The 12,969-nt window shown below is 48.9% G+C and carries 14 protein-coding genes; 4 read left to right on the top strand and 10 right to left on the bottom strand.

What is annotated here, in order from left to right:
- Positions 1 to 58: 58 nt before the first annotated feature.
- Entirely contained in the window at positions 59 to 451 is a 393-nt protein-coding gene (gene rpsI, locus VK958_RS00700) for a 30S ribosomal protein S9 (protein WP_055828869.1), read from the bottom strand.
- Positions 452 to 474: 23 nt separating this feature from the next.
- Positions 475 to 903 (bottom strand): 50S ribosomal protein L13, encoded by a 429-nt coding sequence (gene rplM, locus VK958_RS00695; protein WP_055828872.1) that lies wholly within the window; start codon positions 901 to 903, stop codon positions 475 to 477.
- Positions 904 to 1,463: 560 nt separating this feature from the next.
- Between rplM and VK958_RS00690 the strand changes: the two genes are divergently transcribed.
- On the top strand, positions 1,464 to 2,867 hold the full coding sequence (locus VK958_RS00690) for a tetratricopeptide repeat protein (protein WP_325238334.1): 1,404 nt from the start codon (positions 1,464 to 1,466) through the stop codon (positions 2,865 to 2,867).
- Here the strand turns inward: VK958_RS00690 and ubiA are convergent.
- The 6 genes from ubiA to thiS form a co-directional block, all read right to left on the bottom strand.
- Positions 2,859 to 3,722 carry a 4-hydroxybenzoate octaprenyltransferase gene (gene ubiA, locus VK958_RS00685; RefSeq protein ID WP_325238333.1) on the bottom strand — a complete coding sequence of 288 codons (864 nt, stop codon included), beginning with the start codon at positions 3,720 to 3,722 and terminating at the stop codon, positions 2,859 to 2,861. The genes VK958_RS00690 and ubiA overlap by 9 nt on opposite strands.
- Complete coding sequence (locus VK958_RS00680; protein WP_325238332.1) at positions 3,722 to 4,288, bottom strand: chorismate--pyruvate lyase family protein; 567 nt, start codon at positions 4,286 to 4,288, stop codon at positions 3,722 to 3,724. Before VK958_RS00680 ends, ubiA begins: the two co-directional genes overlap by 1 nt.
- Positions 4,289 to 4,293: 5 nt before the next feature.
- Positions 4,294 to 5,490, bottom strand: a complete 1,197-nt coding sequence (gene mltA / locus VK958_RS00675; RefSeq protein WP_414683820.1) for a murein transglycosylase A — start codon at positions 5,488 to 5,490, stop codon at positions 4,294 to 4,296.
- A gap of 120 nt (positions 5,491 to 5,610) precedes the next feature.
- On the bottom strand, positions 5,611 to 5,994 hold the full coding sequence (gene apaG, locus VK958_RS00670; RefSeq protein WP_325238330.1) for a Co2+/Mg2+ efflux protein ApaG: 384 nt from the start codon (positions 5,992 to 5,994) through the stop codon (positions 5,611 to 5,613).
- Between the two features lie 2 nt (positions 5,995 to 5,996).
- Positions 5,997 to 6,779: a thiazole synthase gene (locus tag VK958_RS00665; protein WP_325238329.1), complete on the bottom strand. Its 783-nt coding sequence runs from the start codon at positions 6,777 to 6,779 to the stop codon at positions 5,997 to 5,999.
- Positions 6,780 to 6,866: 87 nt separating this feature from the next.
- Positions 6,867 to 7,070, bottom strand: a complete 204-nt coding sequence (gene thiS / locus VK958_RS00660; protein ID WP_325238328.1) for a sulfur carrier protein ThiS — start codon at positions 7,068 to 7,070, stop codon at positions 6,867 to 6,869.
- A 314-nt stretch (positions 7,071 to 7,384) separates the two neighbouring features.
- On the opposite strand from thiS, the gene VK958_RS00655 reads away from it, so the two are divergent.
- Entirely contained in the window at positions 7,385 to 7,570 is a 186-nt protein-coding gene (locus VK958_RS00655; protein WP_325238327.1) for a hypothetical protein, read from the top strand.
- A gap of 220 nt (positions 7,571 to 7,790) precedes the next feature.
- Here VK958_RS00655 and gndA read toward each other — a convergent pair whose 3' ends face one another.
- On the bottom strand, positions 7,791 to 9,305 hold the full coding sequence (gndA, locus tag VK958_RS00650; protein ID WP_325238326.1) for an NADP-dependent phosphogluconate dehydrogenase: 1,515 nt from the start codon (positions 9,303 to 9,305) through the stop codon (positions 7,791 to 7,793).
- 141 nt (positions 9,306 to 9,446) lie between these two features.
- A complete protein-coding gene (locus VK958_RS00645) occupies positions 9,447 to 10,187 on the bottom strand; it encodes a dienelactone hydrolase family protein (RefSeq protein WP_055828890.1) in 741 nt (246 codons plus the stop codon).
- A 150-nt stretch (positions 10,188 to 10,337) separates the two neighbouring features.
- Between VK958_RS00645 and VK958_RS00640 the strand changes: the two genes are divergently transcribed.
- Positions 10,338 to 11,354, top strand: coding sequence for a S1 family peptidase (locus VK958_RS00640; RefSeq protein WP_325238325.1), 1,017 nt, complete (start codon positions 10,338 to 10,340; stop codon positions 11,352 to 11,354).
- Positions 11,355 to 11,425: 71 nt separating this feature from the next.
- Positions 11,426 to 12,706, top strand: coding sequence for a glutamate-1-semialdehyde 2,1-aminomutase (gene hemL / locus VK958_RS00635; protein WP_325238324.1), 1,281 nt, complete (start codon positions 11,426 to 11,428; stop codon positions 12,704 to 12,706).
- Positions 12,707 to 12,969 lie beyond the last annotated feature (263 nt).

Genomic DNA, 12,969 nt, shown 5'->3' with positions numbered 1-12,969 from the left:
AATGAAAAAGGCCGCCAATGCGACCTTTTTGCACAACTCTCTTGTAACAAACGTGAAATTAACGTTTGGAGAACTGCTTCCGACGACGTGCTTTGCGCAGGCCGACTTTTTTACGTTCAACTTCACGAGCATCGCGTGTTACGAAACCGGCGTGAGACAGGGCGCTCTTTAACGCTGTATCGTAGTCGATCAATGCACGGGTAATGCCGTGACGCACAGCACCAGCTTGACCGGACTCACCACCGCCATGCACATTCACTAAAATGTCAAATGTAGCCGTGTTATTTGTTAATTCCAGTGGTTGACGCAAAATCATGCGAGAAGTTTCGCGTGAGAAATAAACGTCAACTGGCTTGTCGTTCACTACGATGTTGCCACTACCGGACTTAATGAACACACGCGCCACTGAGCTTTTGCGGCGGCCGGTGCCATAGTTGTATTTACCGATCATGCTTTATCCTAATCGTCTGTATTTTAGATGGTTAATGTTTGCGGTTGCTGAGCAATGTGCTCGTGCTTGTCACCAGCATACACTTTCATTTTCTTGATCATGGCATAGCCCAAAGGACCTTTTGGTAACATGCCTTTTACTGCTTTTTCCAATGCACGACCTGGGAAACGGTCCTGCATTTTAGAGAATGTAGTTGTTGTGATACCACCTGGGTAACCGGAGTGGCGGTGATACAATTTGCCACCAGCCTTGTTGCCAGTCACTTTAATTTTGTCTGCATTGACGACAACGATATAGTCACCGGTGTCCACGTGTGGTGTGTAAATAGCTTTATGCTTACCACGCAGGCGGTGAGCAATTGCACTGGCCAAACGACCCAAGACTAAATCTGTGGCGTCGATCACGAACCAATCACGTTGTACTTCATGCGATTTTGCTGAAAATGTTTTCATTTTATAACTACCGAGTTATAGCGTGTAAATTAAGAGGGCGGATTATAAGCCAGCTTGAGAAAGCTTGTCAACGAATTAATCCGAAAAAGAATTGACGGCATACGATAGATTGCGATGTTTCGCACATGCATTCAGCCACCATTGTTTTTTCTCATGTTAATTATGCAAATTAACCGAAAATAAACATACTTTAATGCTTAATTCCCCTTCATATTTAGGGGTTTGTACAGTCAAGTGATATATTAGGCCATTCATTGTGTTTCTGTGCAAGCTTCAATTCAAAAAAACTAACTATTTGCATCATGCTTTTTTGCAACACGCATAAACAAAGCGGACGTCTCGCAGCTTTTCATCGGTTGCGACTTATCTCTTTATTTTTTCTCGCTTTGGCTAACGCTTCAAACGCCGCCGAGATCCAAACACTCAGTATAGAATCTGGGCTTGAGCAACCTTTTTTCGCACAACTCCGAATATTTAACGCGCAATCCAGTACAGATATCAGCTGCTTCACGCTGCAACAACCTCCTTCGGCTGACCCTATTCAACTTGAATATACGACCATGAGTAATCAACAAGGCTTGATTATGCTGTGGTCAAATAGCGCGATTTCCCTCCCGCTAAAACTCACCCTGATTGATAGTTGCCAGCATAGCAGCCAAACCTTAAGCATCCAGGCTGATAATAGTACTGTCGTTTCACCGCCTGTTTCCACTCACTCAGCATCACCTCCGGTAATACCTGTGCTGCCTGCTAATGCAGATGATCCCATTGCTGGCACAGTGCCTGTGCAGACAGGGATAATTGCACCGCCGACTGTGATATCTCCTGACGTTCCACTGGATACTTACAATGCATTGCAGCTTCAAATTGATGCACTTCAGGCCGATTTTAAACAGTTACAGACGAAATCTGACACGCTCTATACCAGCAATTTAGCCCAGGCAAATGTATTAATAGCATTAAAAAATCAACTAAACCAGCTACAAAACGAAAATCACCTGTTGCGCACATTGGTGTTGACACTTAGCCTTGGATTAATCATCAGCGGTTATTTCTTCGCAGATTGGCTGCGTCGAAATGCAGCAATTCCTAAAACAGCCAAAGCGCGTGAAATAAATAAAGAAAACGTTAGCAAACCTGCACAATCCGGGCAGAGCCAACCTCTAGATATCCCTGCCACCGCCCAACATGCGAAAAGCAATCAAGGCAGCGACCATCAGCAGGCAACATCCCATATACAGCCGCCTTATCAGCAAACCAGCCAGGTGACGAGCAGATTTCAATCTGTTGCCGCACATGCTAATGATGATGCGGTATCGCCGATTCGCGGCCCGCAGAATGTCAGTTCGCAGCAAAGCACCAACGCAGTGATGCAGGGTGCCTCGCGTTTATTTACCCATGGCCGCATCAACCAGGCGATTGAGCATTTACAGCAACATCTGGCCCGACACCCGAAATGCTCACCCTGGATGTGGTTATATTTACTCGACCTGTTATCAAAAGAAGGCAAACAGCAGGAGTTTGATATTGTTGCAGGCGATTGCAGAAAACATTTCAACCTGAGTGTGGAGCGCAGTCCTGACCTTAAGCAGCAAGGGCTCGAATCTTACCCGCGTATCATGAAGGCCCTGCAACAGACCTGGGGTACACCACAAGTGATTTCACTGATAGACGATCTGGTATATAACACACGCCTGGTTCCACGCATGGGGTTTGAACGTAGCGTCTTTGAAGAGCTGATGATGCTTAAAGACGTAGCCTGCCAGACCCAGAACCTGCCAACCACACAACCAGCTTCAAAAGCCAGTTCCGATGCGGAAACCATGAGAGACAATTTGCGGGAACTGCAAAAACTATCAGGGGATATTTTCGTGCTGGCGCCAGTAGACCAGACGCCTTTTCAATATTGGACTGATTTCACCTTTGAACTGGATGACACTCTAACTGCACGAAAATCAGCCTAGCCAGTAAGCGAATGCAATGCCTGCAGTCAAAGCTGCGCCTATCCACACATTATCCAGAAAAGCCTTGAAGCATTTCTGCCGGTCACGCTTTCTGATCAGTGGATACTGTCGTGCAATCAATAATAGCGCCAGCCCCCAGCCGAGCCAGAATGGCCATCCGAGACCTGCTTTATCTGCGACAGCAGCCAGAATCACCATCATCGCCGCAAAACAGCTCATGATAGCCAAGACATCAAAGCTCCCAAAAGTAATCGCTGACGAGCGAATACCAATCTTGAGGTCATCTTCACGGTCCACCATGGCATAAGCCGTGTCATACGCGACAGACCAGAATACATTCGCCATTAATAACCACCATGCCACAGCCGGCACCTGCCCTTTTAAAGCAACAAACGTCATCGGAATACCAAAACCAAATGCCAGCCCCAGATAAGCCTGCGGAATCGCCAGGAAACGCTTGGTGTAGGGATAACTGATAGCAAGAAATAAAGCGGGCACTGACCATAGCACCACTTGCCAGCCCAGCGTGCATACCAGGGCAAAAGCGATGAGCGCAAGAATCATGGCGACCAGGTAAGCTTCCTTGACTGAAATTTCGCCGGTTGCCAATGGCCTTGCCTGGGTCCGTGCCACAGCGCCGTCCCAATGCCGGTCCGCAATATCATTGAGTGCGCAACCCGACGAACGCATAAGGACGGTGCCCAAAACGAAGACAGCCACCACATGTAAATCAGTCTGCCCTTGACCGGCAATCAGCAAACCCCATAAAGTTGGCCACATCAATAACCAGATACCGATGGGTTTATCCAACCGGGTCAGGCGATAGTAGGCATTCCATTTGGCAAACGACAACATTATTTTTTTAATCCATCATCACTATTAATTAATGAGGCAGGCAGAAACACTTCGGTGACCAGTAAATGATGGCGTCGCAGGCAAAACAAGGATCGTCGCGCCCATAGCGGCTGGTTTGTCTGCAACGTGAAGTTTTTTGATACTGTTTTGTGAAGAGGGTGCGCAGAAGATAGTTTGCGGAAATGCAATGCGCCTCGCTCAACCCTGGGATTAGCAAACAAAGCGGCGCCTAAGGGTGATCGCCCCATTTTGCGCAACCCATACCATGGGCCTCGCAAATCTTTACGAGCAATCACACTATGTGCAAACACGCGCGGTTGCCCGTTGCCCATTAACCACACTTCACGAATCCAGGCTTGTGTGTCGGCTGCCAGTTGCAACAACCGCCTCTCATCGGCATGTGGTTTGCACCACACCTCCTGTAACAACTGTACAGAAAAATCGGCATACTGTCGTTTTAGTTTGGCAGTTAATGAACCGCGTTCTTGCAACCACGGACGCAAGGTGCTTGTGGCACTCAGTTTCGACTGCCAACCGGCGTCATTGCAATGATAGACGCGTCGCATGCAGGTCACTGCTGGGGCAGCTTAAAGGTCTTAGGCAACCACACCCATAACTGCCCTTGCTGGCGCATGGCGCCTGCCAGCTTGCCGGCAGCTTCGCCGTCACCCCAATAGATATCGGCACGTACGCCACCCTTGATTGCGCCTCCGGTATCCTGTGCCACCATCAATTGTTGCAGAGGAGTATCTGAATCCGGGTAAGGATAAGTGGTTGCCATATATACCGGCGCCCCTAATGGAATATAGAACGGATCTACAGCAATACTACGCGCCGCTGTTAATGGCACGCCCAGCGCACCTAGCGGACCTGACAAGCCTGTGGGCAATAATTTAAAAAACACATAGCTGGGATTGGCATTCAGCAAACCCTGTAACTGGTCAGGATGCTGCTGTCCCCAGACTTTAATGCCTTGCATGGAGGCTTCACTGGCAGTGAGTTCACCGCGCTCGACCAGCAATCTACCAATAGACTGGTAAGGGTGTCCGTTCTGATCTGCATAGCCCACCGGGATACGCTCGCCACTTTCAAGCTCGACAATGCCTGAGCCTTGTACTTGCAGGAAAAATGCCTCTACTGCGTCATTCACCCATAGTAATTCATTACCCAATAATGGCGATTGTAGCTGCTCAATTTCAGTACGGGTGTAATAAGGCACCAGGGTTTGCCCTTGCACACGGCCGCGCACGCGCTTGTATTTAAGCTCAGGGAACAGATTCGACAGATTGACCGTAATCAGGTCTGCTGGCACTTTATACAATGGGAAAGGATAACGCTCACTGGCCGCTTTAGCACCTTTTAATACCGGCTGATAATAGCCTGTAATCATCCCCTGCTGGGCGCCATCGGCTTGCTGGGTGGCATAGACATTAAAATACTGCTGCCAGTAAGCCTTGATCGCATTGGCATCATCACTTTTGACCGTAGGTGCCGCAGCACATACGGCTTGCCAGTCAGGTTTCTTCTTTAAACCCTGGCAGCTTTGCAACCAGGCCGCCCAACTGGCAACCCAGTTATCGCTTTCCACGCCAGGCATCGCTGACCAGTTCACCGGCGTTAATAATGCATAAGGTGAAGTTGGGGCCGGACGGCTGCCTTGTGTTGCCACGTCAGGCTTTTCAACCGTCGTACTCACCGGTGGTTTGGATGCAGGTTTTTTGGGAGGGACCGGCGCAGCCGACTGGCAACCAGCCAGGCCAAAAACCATCAAAACGGATATCAACAGCAGACCTGATTTACTAGCGCTGATTTTTCTTGTTACAAACAAATCAATTAATTTCACTTGAATATTTTCATGACTAGCTTACCTGTGAGATTAGCGTCAGCCTTAATGTAAACCTGCCGCCTGATGCAGCCAGAAAGTCGGGATATCCACCTCAAACCAGTGACCATCCACCGCCACCATCTGGTAAGTACCGTACATTTCGCCACTCGGCGTGCTGAACATCACGCTGCTGGTGTATTTGTATTCGGCATCGGGCGCCAATAAAGGCTGCTCGCCGATCACTCCCAACCCTTTGACTTCGCGCACCTGCTGCATGGCATCGGTAATCACCCAATGCCGGCTAATCAATTGCGCGGGCGTTTTCCCGGTATTGCGGATAGTGATGGTATAGGCATAGACATACTGCCCGGCTTCGGGTGAGGATTGATCGTGCAGGTATTCGGTAACCACCGTCACTTCGCACGCATATAGTTCGCTATCCGCCATATTTAACCAATCATGCCTGTAGTGGGAGAGCTGGGACTCGCAGAATATAGTTTTTTCGCCATCCGCCCGGCCAGGAATGATTCACGTCCTGCCTCAACCGCTTTTTTCATGGCACCTGCCATCAATACCGGGTCACGCGCTGCTGCAATCGCGGTATTCATGAGCACTCCGGCACAGCCCAACTCCATGGCAATCGCAGCATCCGAGGCACAGCCTACACCAGCATCCACCAGCACAGGAATCTTGGCGCTCTCAATAATGATTTGCAAATTCCATGGGTTTAAAATCCCCATGCCAGAACCGATCAGCGAGGCTAATGGCATCACTGCAACACAGCCAATCTCTTCCAGCTGTCTGGCAATGATCGGATCATCCGAGGTGTATACCATCACCTCAAATCCCTCTTTGACCAATACTTTGGCAGCGGCAATGGTTTCTGTCACGTTCGGATATAAAGTATTCGGGTCACCGAGCACTTCCAGCTTGACCAAGCGGTGGTCATCAAGCAGTTCACGGGCCAGGCGCAGTGTACGTATAGCATCATCAGCACTATAACAGCCTGCCGTGTTCGGCAGATAAGTAAATTCGGCAGGTGGCAGATAGTCCAGTAATGAAGGCTCATTGGCATTCTGGCCGATATTGGTGCGGCGGATGGCAACAGTTACAATTTCAGTACCGCTGGCATCAATCGCCGCGCGGGTTTCCGCAAAATCTTTATATTTACCGGTACCCACCAGCAGGCGGGATTCATAACTTTTTCCGGCAATGACTAATGCATCACTCATGTATTTATTCTCAAAATCTTAATTTCTGTAAATTTAGGATTAGCAAATAGCTATTTTGGTTGCAGGCGATTTAACCAGCTGCCTTATTTAGCCACCGCCGACAGCGCCAACAATTTCCAGCTTGTCATTGCCTTGCAGTTGCACTGCATGAAACTGGCTGCGTGGCACGATATCCCCGTTGCGTTCGACGGCAATACGTTTGCCGGTTAACTGCATATGTTCAACCAGCGCCATCACCGTCATCGCTTCTGATGGCAACTGCATGGCTTTACCATTGACAAGAATTTGCATCCCGCTCTTCATTTTGTATTTATCCAGCCGTTATTTTACGAAATATTGACGCATTTGGCTTTTAGTTTTTAAGCGCTGGTTAAGTTGTCATCCAATGGTGATGGCTGCGCGTTAACTCAAATCAAACATGGCATCATGTTTGCTTTGATGTTGTAGCGGCGCAAATACAGCATCACAATTGGACCAAATTGGGCACTTTGACGTTTAACCCTTTGCTCAATCAGGAACTTTTTGTTAATTTTGTCGCCACAGACACGACGAACAAAATTCGTTATGTCGTACTGGAAATATTGAATCCCAAAAGGAAAATTGAAATGCAAATTGTAGAGTCTTATCAACCAGCTTCATCTGTTCATTTTTTAACCGATGAAATTTATTCCCCAGGCTTAAACACTGCAGCCGATGTGATCGCTTCAAAAGCTTCACTCAAAGCGCAGGAACACAAAAAAGCCATTCTCGAGTTACATCGTTTTCTGGAATCCAGTTGCGATTGCGTTTAAAGCTTCACACCACGCTCGACCATGATCCTGGTAGGATCACATTTTATTTGTGCCAAGCGAAATAAATGATTGAATAGTGAAGTTGCACTGTTTTCGCTTTTTTGCTGCTAGCAGATAAAAGACAAAAAAGATGGCATCTAGCCATCTTTTTATTTTTTGCCTGACCCATGCGCAGATGCCGAAGTGGCATCCACACATCAGTGATTTAAATCACCGGAAACTACTCAATCACCAGCTCAGGACGCCCTTTTTCTGGCCAGTCAAGGTGGAAGAATTGACCACGCGGATGATCCTTACGCTCATAAGTATGTGCGCCAAAAAAGTCACGTTGGCCTTGTAACAGGTTAGCAGGCAAATCAGCACTTCTGTAGCCATCGTAATAAGCCAGCGCTGCAGCAAAGCCTTGTGCCGGAATACCATTGGTCACTGCCAGCGCAATCACTTTACGCCAGCCTGCCTGGCCTTCATTCATGGCATTCGTGAAGTACGGATCCAGCATCAGGTTTTTAAGGCGTGAATTCAATGCATACGCATCAGTGATTTTTTGCAGGAAGCGCGCGCGGATGATACAACCACCACGCCAGATCTGGGCAATCTCACCGAAGTTGAGTTTCCAGTTGTAAGCCACTTGCGCTTTATCAATCAGCTGGAAACCTTGTGCATACGCGCAAATTTTGGAGCAATACAAAGCATTCTTAATCGCTTCAATAATGGATGGCTTGTCGGTTTCTTTTACGATCTCTGGCCCTTTCAGAATGCGGCTAGCTTCAACCCGCTCTTCCTTCAGGCTGGATAATGCACGCGCGTATACTGCGGCGGCAATCGCGTTAGCTGGCGCACCCAGCTCCAAGGCGTTGGCAGCAGTCCACTGACCGGTACCTTTCTGACCCGCGGTATCCAGAATCTGGTCTACCAGGAAGCCTTTGCCACCCGGGTCTCTTTGTTGGAGGATATCTGCCGTGATTTCAATCAGGAAGCTGGACAGCTCGCCCTTGTTCCACTCGGCAAATACTTTACCGATTTCATCTGCTGGCATGCCCAACAGGTTTTTCATGAGCCAGTAAGCTTCGCAGATCAACTGCATATCGATGTATTCGATCCCGTTGTGCACCATTTTAACGTAGTGACCGGCACCGTCAGGGCCAATATATTCCGCACAGGAGAAACCGCCTTCTACAGGCTTGCCTGGCTCGCCACCTTCCATCGGCGTGCCGGTGACCGGGTCTACCTTGGCAGCGATATCACGCCAGATCGGCTCCAGGCTGGACCATGCCTTGCGTGTGCCGGATGGCATCAATGAAGGACCAAAACGGGCACCGGTTTCACCGCCGGAAACACCGGAACCAATGAACTCAATGCCTTTGGCGGCCAACTCTTTTTCACGACGGATCGTGTCCGTCCACAATGCATTACCGCCATCGATAATAATGTCGCCCTGCTCGAGGAATGGCAGCAACGCATTGATGGTGACATCGGTAGCACTGCCGGCTTTTACCAGCAATACAATTTTACGCGGACGCTTGATACTCAATACAAAGGAAGCCAGGTCGGCATGACCAACCACGCGTTCATGCGAGGGCTCATTAGCTTTGCATTCCTCAATAAAATTCAGCATTTTTTTCGGGTCGCGGTTGTATACCGCGATGGTGTAACCGTGGTCGGCAATGTTCAGGGCCAGGTTTTGGCCCATCACTGCGAGGCCCACCAGGCCGATGTCAGCATTCTTTGTGGTCATATCAGTCTCTTAAATTTTTGATTTGGTTAAAAAAAAGCACAGGCTTTTGGCCTGTGCTTGGACTTCGTAGTGCAATTGAACGTTCAATGCTTGCTGAAAAACCAACCTTAACAACAGTCATTTATCGCTCAACCCAATGAATTATTTTAATGCGTTGCCCAACAAGTGCAGAGCCAGCTGATAACCGATACCAGCCACCTGCGCATCATATCGTTCACCCTCATCACGCATAAAGGCATGTTGCCCGTTGACTTCATGCCAGGTGTAGTTCAAACCGGGTATGTTAGCGAAGCGGTTATATAACTCAGCACGCTTATCGCCAGGAATATGGGGATCTTGTTTACCCCAGATCATCAGCAATTCACCCTTAATCTCGTTCACACGCTCCATGCTGTGCTGGCCAGGTTTATTCGGGATAAGGTTGGTATGCAGATCGGTCGCGTAGAAACAAGCGGTCGCTTTCACTTCAGGTTGCAAAGCTGCGCGGAATGCCAGATGACCACCTATGCAGAAACCGGCTGCGCCCAACTTACCGCTATACCATGGCTGCGCATTCAGGAACTCAATCATGGCGCGGTTATCAGTGTCGTAAGCCTGCACGTCTTTAGCAAACTTATCCGCGTTACCCTTATCGCGACCGGCATCATCATACCCAAGCACGGTGCCAATCGGGTTCAACTCATGAAATACTTCCGGTACTAATACCGCGTAACCGTGACTGGCTAAAAAACGCGCGGCACGTTCGATGGGGCCGGTTTGCTGGAAAATTTCCGAATAAAACAAAACCGCAGGCACTTTACCATCCTGCTTTGGACGGTGAACATAGGTGCGCATCACCCCGGTCGGCGTGTCCAAATCAACGATTTCGCTTGTAATCAGCATAACTATCCTTCAACAATCAAAAATATCGGCTATTCTAGCGCTGTTTCGCTGGCTTTTCACTGTATTAATGGCTAGTCGCAGATTTTTTTGCATTTTTTCGCTTTAAATTAGTCTCATTATTACCTAGCAAAACGGTCACAAGGAGTTAGCATGCGCACTCTGTTTCAAGGCTTTATCGCACTCACATTGTTATGTTCTATACATGTTGCGTTTGCAGAGCCAGACCGTGAACTGGTGTACAAGTTAAAAGCATCCATCGTAAAAGTGCATGTGATTACACAAACAGGCGGTCATGGCGTCGGCACTGGCGTGGTGGTCGCTAAAGACACTGTCGCCACCAATTGCCATGTGCTGGCAAACAGCAACGGCATCAGCATTTCAAAATTTGGCGAGAGTATCAGCCCGGTTGGCATGGTGGCAGATTGGGCGCATGACGCCTGTTTGCTTAAGTTCCAATACCTTGAGTTGGTGCCAGTCAAACTGGCCTCGGCAACCTCTCTGCATTATGGGGATGAAGTCTTCACCATAGGCTTTCCCGGCGGGCCGCCCAAACCACAAACCATTGCCGGGAAAGTACGGGCCCTATACCCTTTTGATGCCGGCACTGTTGTGCGCACCGATGCCGCTTTTGTGATGGGCTCCAGCGGTAGCCCGACTTTTAACCAGGCGGGTGAACTGGTATCCCTCAGCACGTTTAAAAGTCCGGGAAAGCGCGCTTATTTTTACAGTATCCCGGTCGAGTGGGTGCAAGCGTTGATGCAGAAAGATAGTGTATCAACGCCTGTTCCGGACGGCACGCCGTTCTGGGATTTACCACCGCTTGAGCGCCCTTACTGGATGCAAGTGGTGCAACCTTACCAAAACAGTGACTGGAAAGAATTGGAAGCCGTTTCGCGCGCCTGGCTCAGCCAGCAGCCTGGCTCGGCGGAGGCAGCTTTTTACCTGGCAAGTGCGCTTCATGGACAAGGGCAACTCGACGCTGCCCAGCAGGCCTATCAACAATCAGTAGCACTACAACCGGCACATATCGATGCCTGGATCGGTTTAGCCATCCTCGCGCAACAGAAGCAACAAACTGAGAAATTAGCTGATGCCGAAAATCACATCCGGCAATTGGATGCACAGGCGTTTGCTGATTTGCAGCAACGCCTGCAAGAGAATCGCTAGCGCCATATATGCCATCAGGCTACATGCCTCTGATAGAATAACGTCTTTGATGTTTTGATACCCTCAGGCTTATGACTTCTCGCAATCAGCAACTGTTTGAACAATCCCAAAAACTGATCCCGGGTGGCGTTAATTCGCCAGTCCGCGCTTTCCGCAGTGTTGGTGGCACGCCGATTTTCTTTAAAAAAGGCGTGGGTTCCAGATTATGGGATGCCGATGGCAAGGAATATATCGATTACATCAATTCCTGGGGACCGATGATTCTGGGTCACGCGCATCCGGAAGTGGTCGCTGCCGTTCAGCAGGCGGCTGCCAACAGCCTGAGTTTTGGCGCACCTACCGGCCTTGAGCTGGAAATGGCCGAGTTAATTAATAAGTTAGTGCCCAGCATGGAACAAGTACGCCTGGTAAGTAGCGGCACTGAAGCCACCATGAGTGCCATCCGCGTGGCACGCGGTTTTACCAAACGCAATAAAATCATCAAGTTTGAAGGCTGTTACCACGGCCATGCCGATGCTTTATTAGTGAAAGCTGGTTCCGGCTTGCTGACCTTTGGCGAACCAAGCTCAGCTGGCGTGCCTGCCGAAGTTGCGGCGCACACGCTGACGCTGGATTACAACAATACTCAAATGTTGAAAGACACTTTTGCCAGCATTGGCGATGAGATTGCCTGTGTGATCCTGGAACCTGTCGTTGGTAACATGAACCTGATTGTGCCGTATCAGGAGTTCTTGCAAACGCTACGCGACCTGTGTACTCAGCATGGCACGGTACTGATTTTTGATGAAGTAATGACTGGCTTCCGGGTAGCCCTGGGTGGCGCACAGGCTTTGTATAACATCACACCGGACATGACCACATTAGGCAAAGTGATTGGCGGCGGTTTGCCTGTAGGCGCTTTTGGCGGTCGCAGAGATATCATGAGCGTACTGGCACCGTTAGGCCCGGTTTACCAGGCAGGCACATTATCAGGCAATCCGGTAGCCGTCAGCGCTGGCTTGGCTACCTTGAAACTGGTCCAGGCATCAGGCTTTTATGAAACACTGACAGCACAAACTGCCAAGTTGATGGAAGGCTTTAAAGCTGCGGCCAAGAAAGCCGGCATTACCTTCAACGCACAAAATGTAGGCGGCATGTTTGGGCTGTATTTCAGCGAAAACAACCCCACCAGTTTCGCCGAAATCATGCAATCCGATAAAAATGCATTTAATAAATTCTTCCATAGCATGCTGGACAGCGGTATTTACCTGGGGCCTTCAGCTTTTGAAGCGGGCTTTGTCTCTGCTGCGCATACTGATCAGGATATTGCGGAAACAATCACCGCCGCAGAAAAAGCGTTTGCGGCTTTGTAACTGCTCTTGTGTTTATTGAATTAAGTAGTTAAGAAAGCTTTTCAAAATATTGATAGCCCCGCTTGAATGCGGGGCTAAACATATCTACCAACTAAAAGTAATGGGGAAACTTTCCCAAATAATTTAGTTGGTAGGCTGTAAAAGTCATATCTTCTATTTATAAAATCTTGATGTTCTTAAAAGCTTAACCAGATGAACGGAAAGAAGTAAAGTCTTAATTAGTTAGAATAGTTCTGATCAATTTTCCGCTGCTAATTAGCCAC

Origin of the sequence: Methylophilus sp., assembly GCF_035460085.1 — a bacterium.
Classification (GTDB): domain Bacteria; phylum Pseudomonadota; class Gammaproteobacteria; order Burkholderiales; family Methylophilaceae; genus Methylophilus.
The sequence above is the reverse complement of the archived record's forward strand: the minus strand, read 5'-3'. Positions and strand labels throughout refer to the sequence as shown.